Origin of the sequence: Hafnia sp. HMSC23F03 (genome assembly GCF_001816025.1) — a bacterium.
GTDB lineage: Bacteria > Pseudomonadota > Gammaproteobacteria > Enterobacterales > Enterobacteriaceae > Hafnia > Hafnia paralvei.
In genome coordinates this window covers 85,024-100,607 of the sequence record NZ_KV824232.1, presented here as the reverse complement: position 1 = coordinate 100,607, position 15,584 = coordinate 85,024, and the positions used below count along the sequence as shown (strand labels likewise).

Genomic DNA, 15,584 nt, shown 5'->3' with positions numbered 1-15,584 from the left:
CTATTTAGTTAGGGACAAGAAAAAACGTGAAAACATTAAAATTAACTACGCTAGGGCTGTTAGTGCTGGCAGCGACAAGTGCTGCGCAGGCTGGAACCTGGTCATTGGGCGCATCAGCTTTAGTGAGTCCAGATCCTTATCGCGGCAATAACGATCGCGTATATCCTGTTCCAATTATTAACTATGAAGGCGATGATTTTTATTTCCGCAGTCTGACCGCTGGTTACTACCTGTGGAAGGATGAGCAGAATCAGCTTAGCTTAATGGCTTTCTATAATCCGCTGCATTTTAAAGCAAGCGACAGCGACGATCGCCACATGAAACAGCTGAGCAACCGTCACTCAACCGTGATGGCTGGCGTTGCTTATACGCATAAAGAAGACTGGGGTTCTATCCGTACCTCATTTGCCGGTGACATTCTGGATAACAGCAACGGTTTAATTGCCGATGCCGCGTATTTATTCCCGATCACCGCTGGTGCATGGTCGTTCACGCCGGGCGCGGGTGTGACATGGAATAGCTCTAACCAGAACGATTACTACTTCGGCGTTAGCGGCAGCGAGTCTAACCGTAGCGGCTACAAGCGCTATACGGCTGACGATAGCTGGAACCCATACGTTGAGTTAACCGCTCGCTATCAGATTAACAGCAGTTGGAACGCATTCTTCACTGGTCGTTATATCCGCCTGAGCGATGAAGTTAAAGACAGCCCGATGATTGATAAGAGCTACAGCGGTCTGCTGTGGACGGGTGTGACATACACCTTCTAATCGGTAATACTTAATAACAAGGGACGCATTGAGCGTCCCTTTTTTGTCAGCGAGTCACGTCGGATTAACGCAGTGCATGAGTACGCAGCGTGACAGAGAGGCGAGTCGGGTTATCGACGGAAGCTTTCAGCGGGCTAGTGACATGCGCGGTTTCGACACAGACCATGGTTTTGTAACCGTCGTTTGGCATGTCGGCCATGCTTACAGAGAGTTCAGACCATGGATTCCACGCGACAACATCGGTGTTGTTGTGGTGGTGTACTTCAATCACGCGCTGCAGCGCTTTATCGGTAATGACGCTAAAAGGTTCTGGCGCAGTATAAATGCGGTCGATGCGAGTCGCAAAAGTGAGGTTGCCTTGCTGTTCTCCCGTGCCTGGGTTCACTTTATCGATATATGGAGTGCCTAAGCCACTCACGTCAACACGCGTAATATCACCGATATTGAAGTAGGTGTGCAGCGCCGCGGCATAATCATATTCGCCGTGAGACTCCAACTCCATCTCACATTCTGCGCCTAGCTTGTAGCGGGCAATCAGGCAAAAATCATGTGGCCAGTATTTTTTACTTTCAGCGCTTTGCTCAAGCGTGAAGGTTAAGATCACGCCATTCTCATCTTCGTCATGTGCAGTTAATGTCCACGGCAGATTACGAGCGAAACCGTGCGCAGGCTGTCCTGCTGGGCCAAACCATGGCCAACAGATAGGAATACCTCCGCGAATGGCTACGCCATTTTTGAATGCAGATTCACTGCTCAGCCATAAAACAGGTTTCTCGCCGGACGGTTGCCACGTCAGTAAATGTGCGCCTTGCAAGGTAACCGCAGCACGTACTTTCGGATGATTAACCACGACAACGGGCAGTTCGTCGATCTGGCGTTGGGAAATATAGGGAGTGATTTGTTCTTGAACGGGCAGGGAGAAGATCTTTTCAGACAGATTTTGCTGTGACATTAGATTGGCCTTCATATGCTAGGTGCAAAAACCAAAAAAAAGGGCGACACGAATGTCGCCCTCTCATCAGCTTATCACTAAATTATTTAGAGATGTGAGCGATCAGATCCAGAACTTTGTTTGAGTAGCCAGTTTCGTTATCGTACCAAGAAACCAGTTTCACAAAGTTGTCGTTCAGCGCGATACCAGCTTTAGCATCGAATACTGAAGTGCAAACTTCGCCGTTGAAGTCAGTAGAAACTACGTCATCTTCGGTGTAACCCAGAATGCCTTTCAGTTCGTTTTCTGAAGCGGCTTTCATTGCTGCACAGATGTCTTTGTAAGACGCTGGTTTTTCCAGACGTGCAGTCAGGTCAACAACGGAAACGTTAGGGGTAGGAACGCGGAACGCCATACCAGTCAGTTTACCGTTCAGCTCAGGGATAACTTTACCTACAGCTTTAGCAGCACCGGTAGAAGAAGGGATGATGTTCTGGGATGCGCCGCGGCCGCCGCGCCAGTCTTTGTGAGACGGGCCATCAACAGTTTTCTGAGTAGCGGTGGTAGCGTGAACAGTGGTCATCAGCGCTTCAACGATACCGAACTTGTCGTTCAGAACTTTAGCCAGTGGAGCCAGGCAGTTAGTGGTGCAAGATGCGTTAGAAACGATATCTTGGCCAGCGTAAGTTTTATCGTTTACACCCATAACGAACATAGGGGTGTTGTCTTTAGAAGGACCAGTCAGAACGACTTTCTTAGCACCAGCAGCGATGTGCTTACGTGCAGTTTCGTCAGTCAGGAACAGGCCGGTAGCTTCAGCAACAACGTCAACGTTGACTTCGTTCCACTTCAGGTTAGCCGGATCACGTTCTGCGGTAACACGGATAGTTTTGCCGTTAACGACCAAGTGGCCATCTTTAACTTCAACAGTGCCGTTGAAACGACCGTGAGTAGAGTCGTACTTCAGCATGTAAGCCATATACTCAGCGTCTAACAGGTCGTTGATTGCAACGATTTCGATGTCAGAACGTTCTTGAGCAGCACGGAAAACAATACGGCCGATACGGCCAAAACCGTTGATACCTACTTTGATAGTCATATATTCCACCAGCTATTGGTTAGTGAATATTCCCGTCCTAATTCATGTTGCATGTGCGTTGGCTGCTTTTGTTTACCGAATTCACTTACCGAAGTAAGCGCCTAAGGATTCACTCAGTTGCCGCCTTCCTGCAACCCGAATTATTTAGGGTATAAAAGGTTGGTTGTAAAATTACAAAAACCTTATAAAGCGTCAAGCGGAATCGTGTCAATTCTTGCTGTAAATCAAAGCACAAACCTGACACGAACAGTAATTACACGCTCCCAATTAACACTCTTTTCGGATTATACATGGGGGCAGTCCTTTGAGTCTCAATCCATCTCGACTCTCATTTGTGATGCTTGTCACAAAAATGAGGCTGCCGCCGCTTCGCTAAACAGTTTAGACCAAAATCGGCTGAACCATTGTTAACTGTTTGTTATAATTAATCGCCAAAAAAAGTGAGCGGCAATAAATTAAAACAACTCTTTGAGAACGCACAAATGGCTAAAGACGATTTCTCTACTCAACACCCAAACGATTTAACTGAGATGCAACGCTATGTTACACAACAGCGGGGCACTGAGCCGCCATTCAGCGGCAAACTGCTACACAATAAACAGGACGGCATTTATCACTGCCTGTGCTGTAACAGTCCACTGTTTTACTCAAACAGCAAATATGATTCCGGCTGCGGCTGGCCTAGCTTTTACCAGCCTGTCAGCGCAGATGCTATTCGTTATCTTGAAGATAACTCACATGGCATGCAGCGTACCGAAATTCGCTGTGCTCATTGTGATGCGCATCTGGGGCATGTCTTCCCTGATGGGCCTCAGCCAACCGGTGAACGTTACTGTGTGAATTCTGCTTCACTCAGCTTCACCGATGAAGACTCGGGCGAAAAGACTCAGGGCTAACGAAACTCTTTTTCTATGTGCTTATTATAGCGCAGAAGAAACGATTCAGCAAAGTGCATCTTAGTGAGGTTTAAAATGGAACTTGACGATTTGCTGGCCGCGATGACGCCGGAGATTTATCAGCGATTAATGACGGCGGTAGAACTGGGAAAGTGGCCGGATGGCGTGAGTCTAACGCCCGAGCAGAAGGAAAACAGTCTGCAGATGGTGATGTTATGGCAGTCGCGACATAACACTGATGCTCAGCATATGAGTATCAATACCCAAGGTCAGATCGAGATGAAAAGTAAACAAGATTTTAAAAAAGGGTTTGAGCGCGACGCGATTATTCGTTTGAAACCAGAAGCGTAGCGTTAAAAGAGAAGAGGGCGAGCGCGGTGTGTGCCCGCCCTTATAATTTTTTACCCGAAGTGGTGTATCCGTTACACACAGAACGCAATTTCGTCTAGACGAGATAATACCGCGCCATGCGCCTGCATTTCTTGCAGTGCCGCTGAGCTGTCATCAGGATGGATATTAACGCCACGGCAGCCGTCGGTAATGACCACGACCTGATAACCTAGCTGTAGTGCATCCAACACTGAAAACTTCACGCAGTAGTCGGTCGCTAATCCCATAATATAGAGCTTGTCGATCTGATGATGCTGAAGCCACTGATGCAGCTCGGTTGAGGCTTTCTGACCGTTATCAAAGAATGCGCTGTAGCTATCGATTGATTCGTCGGTGCCTTTTTGCACAACATGATCGAAGGCATTGCTATCCAGAGAAGGATGGAATTGCGCCCCCGCAGAACCTTGAACGCAGTGATCGGGCCACCAAACCTGTGCTAGACCCGCGAGCTCGCCCACCTCACCAACATTTCCCCCCGACTGACTGGCAAAACTGCCGTGATGGGCTGGGTGCCAATCCTGTGTTGCGACAATCGGCATACCTTGATGTTGCGCGATATCGATCGCTTTCAACGCAATAGGTATAACCCTATCACCTTCAGAAACCGCCAACGCCCCGCGAGGGCAAAAATCATTTTGTAGATCGATAAGCAATAATGCTGCTGACATTGGCAATTCCTTTTTCATCGTCATGGATGAGGATGACTAATCGGTTACACTCAGTTCGCCGCGCAGATCCTGCTTCATTTGCTCTCGGATTTGCTCAGGGGTGAGATTCTGACATAGCAGATAGTGCAGCTTTGTGAGCGCCGCTTCAACCGTCATATCAAAACCACTAATCACGCCAGCGTGCGCCAGCGCATTTCCGGTGGCATAGCCTTCCATATTAACGCGGCCTGAAATGCATTGAGTCAGATTGACCACCACAATTCCGCGGTCAGATGCTTCCTGTAATTCCGCCAGCAGATCGGCTTTTTGTGGCGCATTGCCCACGCCATAGGAGCGCAGGATTAACGCTTTAACTGGCTGGCGTAAAAAGTTACGCACAACGTCAGCTGAAATCCCCGGATAGATCGTCACCACGCCAATCGGTTGTGGCGTTATCTGATGTACTTTTAACGGTTCGCTATGCAGTTGATTCATCAATGGTGCGATACGGCGAATGTTAATTCCGGCCTCAAGCAGCATCGGATAGTTAGGGGACGCGAAAGCGTCAAAGCCATCGGCATGCGCCTTGGTCGTGCGGTTGCCTCGGAACAGCTTGTTATTGAAGAACAGAGAAACTTCATTGATCGGATAGTTCGCCGCGAGATACAGCGCGTTAAGGAGGTTGGTTTGCCCGTCGGAACGCAGTTCGGCTAATGGAATTTGTGAGCCGGTTACAATCACCGGTTTGGCTAAATTTTCTAGCATGAAAGACAGTGCCGAGGCGGTAAACGCCATCGTATCAGTGCCATGCAGGATCACAAATCCATCGTAGCTATCGTAGTTGGCGGCAATATCGTCAGCAATATGCTGCCAGTCTTCCGGCGTCATATCGGAAGAGTCGATCAGCGGCTCGTAGGCGTGGATGGTGAAATCAGGCATTTCAGGGCGATGAAACTCAGGCATCAAGGCTAATTGGCGTTGTAGGTGTCCAGAAACAGGGATATAACCGTTTTCTGAACGTTGCATGCCAATGGTACCGCCCGTGTAGGCTACGTAAATGGATTTCTTCTGCATGGTTTGGATTCTGTTTGGTGAGCGTTTCGCAGTGGATTAGACGTCATTACTTATTGCAGTGGATTATAGGGCTAACGCCAAATAAAAAAAGCCCACCGAGCCGATAAACCAGAATAATGGTTTAACAAATTCGGTGGGCTGTAGCTAGATACTCTTAAAGAGCTGGCTAACCGTTATTTCACATCACCGCAGCTCATGCAGAGCGCATAGCGATTTTGTGGGTCATTTAGCGTAGACATCCAGTCTGTTTTATCTTTCAGCAGCGCGGAGATGCGCACCAAAGATTCAGGCAACATCGCTCGAACCGCTGATGGCAGTGCAGCTTGCACTGAGCCGGTAAATTGGCCTAGTAGCATTTGGCCAAAGCTCGGATCTTCCACGAACCAGTTCAACTGATAGGTTTTCAGCTTGGCTAATTCGGCTGCTTTACTCACCGCGTCATCAAAGTCACCCAGTTGATCGACCAAACCGTTTTTCTTGGCGTCAGAGCCTAACCACACGCGGCCCTGTGCAATCGCATCAACTTGCTCTGGGGTTTTGTTACGTGCTTTGGCGACCAGATTGATAAAGTTTTTGTAGCCATTCTCAATGTTGATTTGCATCATTTGTGAGAACGCTTCTGGCAACGGTTTGGTAACCGTGAGGTCAGCTAACGGCGAGGTGGCCACACCGTCGGTGTGAACGCCGATGCTATCTAAGGTATTTTCGAAAGTGTTGATGACGCCGAAAATACCGATAGAACCCGTTAGCGTGCTTGGACTCGCCACGATGTAATCCGCCGGAGTTGAAATCCAATAGCCGCCAGATGCCGCTAAGCCGCCCATAGAAACGACGACCGGTTTACCTGCAGCACGCGCAGCAGCCAGCTCAGAGCGAATCACTTCAGAGGCCGATACGCTGCCACCCGGGCTGTTTACGCGCAGCACGATGGCTTTGATTTTCGGATTCAAGCGCGCATCACGAATTTGATTCGCGGTGGTATCGCCACCTACATTACCCGGCGTCGCTTCTCCGTCCATAATTGCACCATCGGCGAAAATCACCGCAATTTCGCTACCGCTTTGTTTCGCCGCCGGAGGTGTGTAGTCATACATGCTGATCGCGCTGAAATCCTTGGTTGATTTGTTCCAACCGAAGGCTTTGGTGAACAGATTCTCTACCTCAGAGCGCGAAGCCAACGCATCAACCAGCTTATTGCTTAACGCATATTTCGCTGTATCTCCACCAACGGCCTGCAGACCTTTTAATATGCCGTCTGCGCCAGGGAACAGTTGATCCGTAGTGATTTGGCGGTTAGCCGCCACCGTGGTCAGATAGTTGTTCCACATACCGCTCAGCCATTGATTGTCGGCATCGCGCGCAGCAGGAGACATATCATCACGAATCATTGGCTCAACCGCTGATTTGTATGTGCCTACGCGGAAGATATGAGTGTTGACTTTCAGCGTATCGAGCAGCGTTTTGTAATAGAGATTGTTGGTGGCCATACCGTGCAAATCGACCACGCCCTGCGGGGAGAGGTAAATTTTGTTGGCATAGCTAGCTAAATAATACTGAGCTTGATTGTAACTATCAGCGGTGGCAAAGATAGGCTTACCGCTATCGCGGAATTCACGCAGCGCTTTACCGATATATTGCAGTGATGGCTGATCGGCCCCGGCGAAATCATTGAGCGATAACACCATGCCGGTAATGTTAGGGTCAGTTTTTGCCTGACGGATCATATCAACCACGTCGAACAGGGAGTTTTCCTGCAGGCGATTGCTGTTTGCCCCAAGGATCTCTCGGCCTAACTGGCTAAATTTATTGCTGATCGCCGGATTGTCGACGACGACGCCGGTAAGGTTAACCAGTAGCGCACCTTTTACCGGTTCGACCGGCTTGCTTTGCATCTGGAAATAAATTCCCACGCAGACCAAAATCAGTAGGATCAGGAATACGTTCAAAATAAACTCACGGATGAAATTTAGTATCCGCCAGGTCCATCGAAACACACCTGAAATGCATCTCCACAAAAAGTGCATGTGCTCTCCATATAAAATTTAATTGTCTTATACCCGTCATGCTGCAAGCGGCATTTTGTTGGCGGCGTTCGTTATTCGTCTCAACCTAGTGACTCATCCCGCACGTCAATACAAGCGTTGTTCAAATCTGTTCCAGACGAATTTGTCACTTACTTGCCGTTTCAATGCAACTCGAATTATTTTGGGTTACCGTCTCGCCAGTATCTGAAAAACATCGGCGATTAACGATGCTTTCACTATGCCAGAGTTACGGTTGCTGTGCCGTATATTACTGTAACAAGCATAATGGTGCCTCAACACCTTTGCCATTTAGACTAGAGCTTATGCTATGCCCCTATGCCGCGCAAAAACGATGAGGTACAGGTTAACAAATCGTGATAATGTTGATAACAGTTATCAATTAGAAAAAGATCATTTTGGAGATCGTTATGGATGCGCTTGAACTTTTATTACAACGCCGCTCTGCTTCACGTTTGACGGCACCGGCTCCAACCGGCGATGCATTAGAAGCTATTTATCAAGCGGGCTTACGTGCGCCAGACCACGGCGCGCTGCAACCGTGGCGTTTTATTACTGTAGAAGGTGAAGGGCAGGAACGCTTAAGCTCGCTGTTACACGCTATTGCGCTGGAAGAACAGCTGGATGAAAAAGGTATTGAGAAGGCAAAAAATGCGCCGTTCCGCGCACCATTGATCATCACTATCGTAGCCCATTGCAACACTGAAACCAAAGTACCGCAGTGGGAACAGGTGGCTTCTGCATGCTGTGCAGTCATGGCGATGCAAATGGCCGCGCAGGCGCAAGGGTTCAATGGTATTTGGCGTACAGGTAAATGGACCAGCGACGCTAAGGTTCGTGAGGCATTTGGCTGTCGTGAACAGGATGAAATTGTGGGCTTTTTGTATCTCGGAACGCCGCAGCTTAAAGCCGCTCGTGTTGCGCCGTTAGACAGCAGCAAGTTTGTCAGCGCCTTCTAATTTTTCTGCGCAGTGAGCCATTTTTGCTGGTTTACTGCGCAATCAAACGATTTATTCCACAGATCTTTCCGGTATTTTCTCCGCTCCCTTACTAAGTTAGCCTCCAAGCGCTAACATAGCAGTCATAGATTTTTTTTGACTACCAACCTCCTTAGTCGAAATTGCTGCGTAGCGGTATGCACAGCAATCCCAACTAATTTGAGGATTAATGGAAAGGAGTAGATATGACTGCGCCAGCCATTCGTTTGACTCAGTACAGCCATGGGGCGGGATGTGGATGTAAGATCTCGCCTAAAGTGTTAGAAACCATTCTGCACAGTGAACAAGCTAAGTTTGTCGATCCGAATCTGTTAGTCGGCAATGAAACCCGTGATGATGCAGCCGTTTATGATATCGGCAACGGCATTGGCATTATCAGCACTACCGACTTCTTTATGCCTATCGTGGATGATCCCTTCGACTTTGGTCGAATTGCCGCGACTAACGCGATTAGTGATATTTACGCGATGGGCGGTAAGCCAATCATGGCGATTGCTATTTTGGGCTGGCCGGTAGACAAATTGGCACCGGAAATCGCCCAGAAAGTGATTGAAGGCGGACGCTTTGTTTGCCAACAGGCGGGAATTTCACTGGCGGGTGGTCATTCTATTGATGCTCCTGAGCCCATCTTTGGCTTAGCGGTAACGGGTATGGTGAGTACCGATCGCGTGAAGAAAAATAGCGCTGCGCAATCGGGGTGTAAGTTGTATCTCACCAAACCATTAGGGATTGGTGTACTCACCACCGCGGAGAAGAAAAGCAAACTGCGTCCAGAACATCAAGGCGTGGCGACCGAAACCATGTGTCAGCTTAATAAGCCGGGCGCTGACTTTGCCGATATTGTCGGTGTTACCGCCATGACCGATGTCACTGGTTTTGGTTTGCTGGGACACCTGAGCGAAATCTGTCAGGGCTCGGATCTGCAGGCCACTATTTGGTTTGACCAAGTGCCTAAGCTGCCGGACGTAGAAAACTATATTCATGAAGGCTGTGTACCGGGCGGAACGGGGCGTAACTTTGAAAGTTACGGTCATCTTGTGGGGGAAATGACTGAGCTGCAACGCAAGCTGCTGTGTGATCCACAAACGTCTGGCGGTTTACTGTTGGCAGTATTGCCAGAAGCAGAAGCTCAGGTGCAAGAGGTGGCTAACCGCTTTGGCCTGACGCTTAGCGCTATCGGTGAGCTGCATGTACGACAGCCAGATCAGCCTCTTATCGAGGTGCGGTAATGGTTTTGCTCTCTAATTCGCGGGTCAGCTCTCGAGCTGACAGCGCGGATTACCACCGCATTTTAGTCGATGATGTTCCGCTTATTGACGTTCGCGCTCCCGTTGAGTTCCAACAAGGTGCTTTTCCAAGCGCTCAAAATCTGCCGTTAATGCTCGACAGTGAGCGTGAAGCCGTGGGGATTTGCTACAAGCAGCATGGGCAAGATGCGGCGATCAAGCTTGGCAACGAGCTGGTGTATGGCGCAGTGCGTGATGCGCGCATTGCCGCATGGCGTGAGCAGTGTGAACGCCACCCGCAGGGCTACATCTACTGTTTTCGTGGCGGATTGCGCTCGCATATCGTTCAGCAATGGCTGCATGAAAGCGGCGTGGACTATCCTCTGATCGAGGGCGGTTACAAAGCGTTGCGCACCTACGCCATTCAAGCGACCGAGCAAGCGTCACTGTTGCCGATGGTATTGATCGGCGGTAATACTGGCAGTGGTAAAACCCGTATGCTGCGCGAGCTGGCGGCGGGAATCGATCTTGAAGGCGTTGCACATCACCGCGGATCGTCTTTTGGACGAACGCTGGTCAGCCAAAGCAGCCAAGTCGATTTCGAAAATCGCTTAGCGGTTGATTTGTTAAAGAAACAAGATGCAGGTATCCGTCATTGGTTCCTTGAAGACGAGGGACGAATTATCGGCTCGAATCATCTGCCCGTTTGTTTTTATGATCAGATGCAAAAAGCGCCGGTGGCGGTCGTGGACGATCCGTTTGAAACACGCGTGCTGCGCCTACAGGAAGAGTATATCGACCTGATGCGTGTGGAGTTCGAGCGCGTTTACGGACGTGAGCAGGGTTGGGATAACTACGTCGAGTATTTAAACCACGGTTTATTCGCGATTCGTAAACGTCTAGGCATGGAGCGTTACGCCAAGCTGAAACAGTATCTGGAACAGGCTCTGTCTCAGCAACGCGAAACGCGAAATAGTGATGGGCATCTGGCATGGCTAGTGCCGCTTTTGCATGAATATTACGACCCGATGTACCGCTATCAACTGGAAAAGAAAGCGGAGCGTATTGTCTTTCGAGGTAACTACTCGGAAGTTAAGGACTATTTATTGGCGACCAGCCAGACTTACGGTGACTGATGCGTCTGTTTATTGCGGAAAAACCAAGCCTGGCGCGCGCGATTGCTGACGTGCTGCCAAAACCTCACCGCCGCGGTGATGGTTATATCTCTTGTGGCTCAGGTGACACTGTCACGTGGTGTGTTGGACATTTGCTCGAACAGGCTGAGCCCGATGCCTACGACACACGCTATGCGCGGTGGAATCTAGCTGATTTACCCATCGTGCCCGAGAAGTGGCAGCTTAAGCCAAAGCCTTCGGTTGCCAAGCAGCTCAATGTGATCAAAAGATTGCTGGGTGAGGCGGAGCAAGTGATTCACGCCGGTGACCCGGATCGCGAAGGGCAGTTACTGGTTGACGAGGTACTGGATTATTTGGAGCTTGCGCCAGAAAAGCGCCAAAACGTCCAGCGTTGCCTGATCAATGACTTAAACCCGCAGGCGGTGGAACGTGCGGTGTCGCGTTTACGCGATAACCGCGAGTTTATTCCGCTGTGCGTATCGGCGCTGGCTCGCGCCCGTGCCGACTGGCTATACGGCATCAATATGACCCGCGCTTATACCATTTTAGGCAGGAATGCGGGTTACAACGGTGTGCTGTCGGTTGGGCGCGTACAGACGCCCGTACTGGGGCTGGTGGTGCGCCGTGACGAAGAGATTGAAAACTTCGTCAGCAAAGATTTCTATGAAGTCAAAGCGCATATCGTTACTCCTGCAGAAGAGCGCTTTACTGCGATGTGGGTGCCCAGTGAGTCTTGTGAGCCTCATCAGGACGAAGAGGGGCGCTTACTCAACAAGGCGTTAGCTGAACACGTCATCAAGCGTATCGCAGGGCAACCCGCGATTGTGACGGGCTATAATGACAAACGTGAATCAGAAATCGCGCCGTTACCGTTCTCACTTTCCACGCTGCAGATCGAAGCCGCCAAGCGTTTTAATCTCAGCGCCCAGCAGGTTCTCGATCTCTGTCAACGCCTGTATGAAACTCACAAATTGATCACCTATCCGCGTTCAGATAGCCGCTATCTGCCGGAAGAGCATTTTGCTGGACGTCATGCGGTGATGAATGCGATTGCATCGCACGTTCCAGAGCTGCAACAGGTGGCGGCGGTTGATCCTGACAAACGTAACCGCTGTTGGGATGACAAAAAAGTTGATGCCCACCACGCCATTATTCCTACCGCCCGCGCTGGGAATATCAATTTGAGCGACGATGAACGCAAAATTTATACGCTAGTCGCTCGTCAGTATCTCATGCAGTTTTGCCCCGATGCCATGTACCGTAAATGCGTTATCGATCTGGATATCGCTAACGGCAAATTTGTCGCTAAGGCACGTTTCTTAGCTGAAGCAGGCTGGCGAGCGTTGCTGGGAGCGAAGGAGCGAGATGACGAAGATGAAGGTTCTCCATTGCCGGTGGTAGCCAAAGGCGATGAGTTGCTGTGTGAAAAAGGTGAGCTGATGGAGCGTCAAACTCAGCCGCCACGTCCGTTTACCGATGCGACGTTATTATCAGCGATGACGGGTATCGCACGCTTTGTACAAGATAAAGAGCTAAAGAAAATCCTGCGAGCAACCGATGGTTTAGGTACCGAAGCAACGCGTGCCGGAATTATAGAGTTGTTGTTCCGGCGTACATTTTTGTACAAAAAGGGTCGCTATATTCATTCGTCAGAAGCGGGCAGAGCACTGATCCACTGTTTACCGGAGATTGCTGCTCGTCCAGATATGACGGCTGATTGGGAAGCCACGCTGACGCAAATCAGTGAAAAAACGCGACGCTATCAGGATTTCATGCAGCCTTTGGTGGGTACTTTGTATCAGCTTATCGATCAGGCGCGTAGCAATCGAAATCCGCAGGCGTTCCGTGGTTTGCCACCCGCAGCGGAAAAGAGCGCCAAGCGAAAATATAAGCCTAAAGCAAAGGAGAACAAGGCATGAAAAAGAGTTCGATAGGATTCTGGGTATTGCCAGTGGTGCTGCTCAGCGCCTCGGCGTGGGCAAATCATAATAAGGGTATTGATGTGGTAGTGCCGGTTTCTCCAGAGATCCTCAACAATACGAACGGCTATAGCAATACCGACAGCAACGTTAACTGTCCACGCTGCTGTATCTATGATAATCGCAGCTACTCAGAAGGGGCGGTGGTTAAAGCCGAAGGCGTGTTATTGCAGTGCACGGCAGATAAAAATGTATTAAGTACCAACAATTTACGCTGGGTTGTATTAAGTAAATAGTCATTTTGTTGAACTCCGCCCCGGCTTAAAAAGGTTAAGGGCGGAATTCAACGGCAGGCTAATGGCTAATCAATCCTGCCGCGAAAGTGATTCCAGTTTGGTTTGATAGGCTTTCAGCAAAGGGACGTCGGCTGGCGCTAAATGATAGGATTCTGCTTCCTGTGGCGTGACCCACACCAGAGCCGCATGCTCATTTGCCGTGAATTCCCCTTCAGTGTGTTGAACGCGCCACGCATGCAAATGAATGGTTTTGTTCTCCAGTTTCAACGTACTGCTCGCCACATAGTCTGCAACGCTGCATGTTACCGACAGCTCTTCTCGTAACTCTCGGCACAAGGCTTCCGGCTGCGTTTCACCGGGCTCGACCTTACCGCCGGGAAATTCCCATAATCCAGCCTGATCCTTATGATCGCCACGTTGCGCCAGCAGGATCTTGCCGCGAAACTCGACGATCGCGGCTACCACGTCAATGGGTTTAGAGGCTGTCATCGTGATTATGCCAGCTTGAACTCAGCCCAGATTGGGGCATGGTCAGACGGTTTTTCCATACCACGGATTTCATAATCGATGCCCGTATCAATGCAGCGCTCGGCCAATGACTGACTGGCTAAGACTAAATCTATACGCAGACCACGATTTTCATCGAAGCCTTTTGAACGATAGTCAAACCACGAGAACTGATCGTTACGCTCTGGATTAGCTTGGCGATAAGTGTCAATTAGCCCCCAATTTTTCAGGCGGTCCATCCACTCACGCTCTTCCGGCAAGAATGAGCATTTGCCCGTGCGCAGCCAGCGCTTGCGGTTCTCTTCGCCGATGCCAATGTCGCTGTCTGTCGGGCTGATGTTCACGTCGCCCATGACAATCACCTGCCCAGCAGGGGTCTGCTCTGTCTCAAGATAGTTTTGCAGGTCTTGATAGAACTTGGTCTTGGCTGGGAATTTTATTGGATGGTCGCGGCTTTCGCCCTGTGGGAAATAGCCGTTGATGACGGTGAGCACGCCGGTTGGTGTCGCGATATCGGCCATGATAATGCGGCGCTGAGCATCTTCCTCATCAGTAGGAAAACCTTTACGTACGGCCAATGGCTGCTCTTTGGTGAGCAGGGCAACGCCGTAATGTCCTTTCTGACCATGATAGAAAATGTGATAGCCCAGATGCTCCAAATCAGCCAGTGGGAACATATCATCATGGACTTTAGTTTCTTGCAGACCGATCACATCAGGCTGATGTTTGGCGATGATGGCTTCGAGTTGATGTGGACGAGCTCGCAGTCCATTAATATTGAAAGAGATAAATTTCATAAGCGCAGGCCATATTGAAGAATTCTTGCTAATAAACAGCGGCTAACAAAAGTTGTTAACGAACAGTTATTAACTACAGTGGTCGGTGAATAGTAGCAGAAAGCCGTGCGATTCAGAAATCGCAGAGGCTAACCGATTACGCCCACCGGTTCAGATTATGCGGCTGATAGTGGTCAAATTGATCTAGCAAGGCCAAGGGATCTTGTAAACACATCAACGTATCGATGTATTGCTGTCGCACAAAGCCCTGATCGGCGCTGAATCGCAGAAACTCGATAAGCTTCGCGTAATAGCCGTTGACGTCCATTAATGCGATTGGTTTGGTGTGATATCCAATCTGGCTCCAGGTCCAAATTTCAAACAGCTCCTCAAGGGTGCCAATGCCGCCGGGTAGGGCGATGAAACCATCAGATAGCTCTGCCATGCGCGCTTTACGAGTATGCATATCAGGAACAATATCGAGTGAGGTCAAGCCGTAATGCGCGGTTTCAGCCTCGACTAAACGCTGAGGGATGACGCCGTGTACTTCACCACCGCCATCGAGTACCGCATTAGCTAATATTCCCATCAAGCCCTTGTTGCCGCCGCCATAGACTAAACGGCGTCCTTGCTGAGCCAGAGTATGACCTAAGCGTTTTGCTGCGTCGGCATAATCTGGAGATACGCCTTCACTCGCGCCGCAAAAAACGCAGATATTGTTACGCATGACAGAACCTTACTGCTGGAGAGAAAAACAGTGGTATAGCGGATTGGTACAAGGAATTCAAGGAGATGATTCAGAATGCGACAACGTTGTATGGGGATTGCACTGCAATAAGAAAGGATGGTGGTGGGGGAAGGATTCGAACCTTCGAAG

At 49.7% G+C, this 15,584-nt stretch carries 16 protein-coding genes and 1 tRNA gene (1 of these 17 running past the window's edge); 8 read left to right on the top strand and 9 right to left on the bottom strand.

Features of this window, described 5'->3' with window-relative positions; genetic code table 11:
- The first annotated feature begins 26 nt into the window (after positions 1-26).
- The gene (locus HMPREF3091_RS14340; protein WP_070716560.1) at positions 27-770 is read left to right on the top strand and encodes a MipA/OmpV family protein; all 744 of its coding nucleotides are present in this window, start codon (positions 27-29) and stop codon (positions 768-770) included.
- Positions 771-834: 64 nt separating this feature from the next.
- On the opposite strand, the gene HMPREF3091_RS14335 is transcribed toward HMPREF3091_RS14340, so the two are convergent.
- Together HMPREF3091_RS14335 and gapA are read right to left on the bottom strand one after the other, a co-directional pair.
- Entirely contained in the window at positions 835-1,707 is an 873-nt protein-coding gene (locus HMPREF3091_RS14335) for a D-hexose-6-phosphate mutarotase (protein ID WP_070716676.1), read from the bottom strand.
- A 97-nt stretch (positions 1,708-1,804) separates the two neighbouring features.
- Positions 1,805-2,800, bottom strand: coding sequence for a glyceraldehyde-3-phosphate dehydrogenase (gapA, locus tag HMPREF3091_RS14330; RefSeq protein WP_008813744.1), 996 nt, complete (start codon positions 2,798-2,800; stop codon positions 1,805-1,807).
- A 482-nt stretch (positions 2,801-3,282) separates the two neighbouring features.
- Between gapA and msrB the strand changes: the two genes are divergently transcribed.
- Together msrB and HMPREF3091_RS14320 are read left to right on the top strand one after the other, a co-directional pair.
- Positions 3,283-3,696, top strand: coding sequence for a peptide-methionine (R)-S-oxide reductase MsrB (gene msrB / locus HMPREF3091_RS14325; protein ID WP_008813743.1), 414 nt, complete (start codon positions 3,283-3,285; stop codon positions 3,694-3,696).
- Positions 3,697-3,771: 75 nt separating this feature from the next.
- On the top strand, positions 3,772-4,047 hold the full coding sequence (locus HMPREF3091_RS14320; protein ID WP_004093042.1) for a YeaC family protein: 276 nt from the start codon (positions 3,772-3,774) through the stop codon (positions 4,045-4,047).
- A gap of 71 nt (positions 4,048-4,118) precedes the next feature.
- Here the strand turns inward: HMPREF3091_RS14320 and pncA are convergent, their stop codons facing one another.
- The 3 genes from pncA to sppA all read right to left on the bottom strand — a co-directional run bounded on the left by pncA (position 4,119) and on the right by sppA (position 7,831).
- Positions 4,119-4,754 (bottom strand): bifunctional nicotinamidase/pyrazinamidase, encoded by a 636-nt coding sequence (gene pncA / locus HMPREF3091_RS14315; protein WP_070716558.1) that lies wholly within the window; start codon positions 4,752-4,754, stop codon positions 4,119-4,121.
- 36 nt (positions 4,755-4,790) lie between these two features.
- A complete protein-coding gene (ansA, locus tag HMPREF3091_RS14310) occupies positions 4,791-5,807 on the bottom strand; it encodes an asparaginase (protein ID WP_004093044.1) in 1,017 nt (338 codons plus the stop codon).
- A gap of 173 nt (positions 5,808-5,980) precedes the next feature.
- Positions 5,981-7,831 carry a signal peptide peptidase SppA gene (sppA, locus tag HMPREF3091_RS14305; RefSeq protein WP_070716557.1) on the bottom strand — a complete coding sequence of 617 codons (1,851 nt, stop codon included), beginning with the start codon at positions 7,829-7,831 and terminating at the stop codon, positions 5,981-5,983.
- Between the two features lie 428 nt (positions 7,832-8,259).
- Between sppA and HMPREF3091_RS14300 the strand changes: the two genes are divergently transcribed.
- The 5 genes from HMPREF3091_RS14300 (at position 8,260) to HMPREF3091_RS14280 (ending at position 13,424) form a co-directional block, all read left to right on the top strand.
- Positions 8,260-8,808, top strand: coding sequence for an NAD(P)H nitroreductase (locus HMPREF3091_RS14300; protein WP_070716555.1), 549 nt, complete (start codon positions 8,260-8,262; stop codon positions 8,806-8,808).
- A 224-nt stretch (positions 8,809-9,032) separates the two neighbouring features.
- Positions 9,033-10,076: a selenide, water dikinase SelD gene (selD, locus tag HMPREF3091_RS14295; RefSeq protein WP_070716552.1), complete on the top strand. Its 1,044-nt coding sequence runs from the start codon at positions 9,033-9,035 to the stop codon at positions 10,074-10,076.
- Positions 10,076-11,209 (top strand): tRNA 2-selenouridine(34) synthase MnmH, encoded by a 1,134-nt coding sequence (mnmH, locus tag HMPREF3091_RS14290; RefSeq protein WP_070716551.1) that lies wholly within the window; start codon positions 10,076-10,078, stop codon positions 11,207-11,209. Before selD ends, mnmH begins: the two co-directional genes overlap by 1 nt.
- Positions 11,209-13,128: a DNA topoisomerase III gene (locus tag HMPREF3091_RS14285; protein ID WP_070716549.1), complete on the top strand. Its 1,920-nt coding sequence runs from the start codon at positions 11,209-11,211 to the stop codon at positions 13,126-13,128. The genes mnmH and HMPREF3091_RS14285 overlap by 1 nt, the downstream gene beginning before the upstream one ends.
- Positions 13,125-13,424: a DUF1496 domain-containing protein gene (locus HMPREF3091_RS14280; protein ID WP_004093053.1), complete on the top strand. Its 300-nt coding sequence runs from the start codon at positions 13,125-13,127 to the stop codon at positions 13,422-13,424. Before HMPREF3091_RS14285 ends, HMPREF3091_RS14280 begins: the two co-directional genes overlap by 4 nt.
- 69 nt (positions 13,425-13,493) lie before the next feature.
- Here the strand turns inward: HMPREF3091_RS14280 and HMPREF3091_RS14275 are convergent, their stop codons facing one another.
- The 4 genes from HMPREF3091_RS14275 to HMPREF3091_RS14260 all read right to left on the bottom strand — a co-directional run.
- The gene (locus HMPREF3091_RS14275; protein WP_004093054.1) at positions 13,494-13,913 is read right to left on the bottom strand and encodes a pyrimidine (deoxy)nucleoside triphosphate diphosphatase; all 420 of its coding nucleotides are present in this window, start codon (positions 13,911-13,913) and stop codon (positions 13,494-13,496) included.
- A 5-nt stretch (positions 13,914-13,918) separates the two neighbouring features.
- Positions 13,919-14,728 carry an exodeoxyribonuclease III gene (xthA, locus tag HMPREF3091_RS14270; RefSeq protein WP_004093055.1) on the bottom strand — a complete coding sequence of 270 codons (810 nt, stop codon included), beginning with the start codon at positions 14,726-14,728 and terminating at the stop codon, positions 13,919-13,921.
- 136 nt (positions 14,729-14,864) lie between these two features.
- A complete protein-coding gene (locus HMPREF3091_RS14265) occupies positions 14,865-15,434 on the bottom strand; it encodes an LOG family protein (protein ID WP_070716547.1) in 570 nt (189 codons plus the stop codon).
- A gap of 118 nt (positions 15,435-15,552) precedes the next feature.
- A tRNA-OTHER gene (locus HMPREF3091_RS14260) sits at positions 15,553-15,584 on the bottom strand; it runs 52 nt beyond the window's last position.

Excerpts from the sequence above, each read along its gene's own strand:
- gapA (WP_008813744.1), bottom strand. The coding sequence starts at position 2,800 with ATGACTATCAAAGTAGGTATCAACGGTTTTGGCCGTATCGGCCGTATT.
- msrB (WP_008813743.1), top strand. The coding sequence starts at position 3,283 with ATGGCTAAAGACGATTTCTCTACTCAACACCCAAACGATTTAACTGAG.
- HMPREF3091_RS14320 (WP_004093042.1), top strand. The coding sequence starts at position 3,772 with ATGGAACTTGACGATTTGCTGGCCGCGATGACGCCGGAGATTTATCAG.
- pncA (WP_070716558.1), bottom strand. The coding sequence starts at position 4,754 with ATGTCAGCAGCATTATTGCTTATCGATCTACAAAATGATTTTTGCCCT.
- ansA (WP_004093044.1), bottom strand. The coding sequence starts at position 5,807 with ATGCAGAAGAAATCCATTTACGTAGCCTACACGGGCGGTACCATTGGC.
- sppA (WP_070716557.1), bottom strand. The coding sequence starts at position 7,831 with ATGCACTTTTTGTGGAGATGCATTTCAGGTGTGTTTCGATGGACCTGG.
- HMPREF3091_RS14300 (WP_070716555.1), top strand. The coding sequence starts at position 8,260 with ATGGATGCGCTTGAACTTTTATTACAACGCCGCTCTGCTTCACGTTTG.
- selD (WP_070716552.1), top strand. The coding sequence starts at position 9,033 with ATGACTGCGCCAGCCATTCGTTTGACTCAGTACAGCCATGGGGCGGGA.
- mnmH (WP_070716551.1), top strand. The coding sequence starts at position 10,076 with ATGGTTTTGCTCTCTAATTCGCGGGTCAGCTCTCGAGCTGACAGCGCG.
- HMPREF3091_RS14285 (WP_070716549.1), top strand. The coding sequence starts at position 11,209 with ATGCGTCTGTTTATTGCGGAAAAACCAAGCCTGGCGCGCGCGATTGCT.
- HMPREF3091_RS14280 (WP_004093053.1), top strand. The coding sequence starts at position 13,125 with ATGAAAAAGAGTTCGATAGGATTCTGGGTATTGCCAGTGGTGCTGCTC.
- HMPREF3091_RS14275 (WP_004093054.1), bottom strand. The coding sequence starts at position 13,913 with ATGACAGCCTCTAAACCCATTGACGTGGTAGCCGCGATCGTCGAGTTT.
- xthA (WP_004093055.1), bottom strand. The coding sequence starts at position 14,728 with ATGAAATTTATCTCTTTCAATATTAATGGACTGCGAGCTCGTCCACAT.
- HMPREF3091_RS14265 (WP_070716547.1), bottom strand. The coding sequence starts at position 15,434 with ATGCGTAACAATATCTGCGTTTTTTGCGGCGCGAGTGAAGGCGTATCT.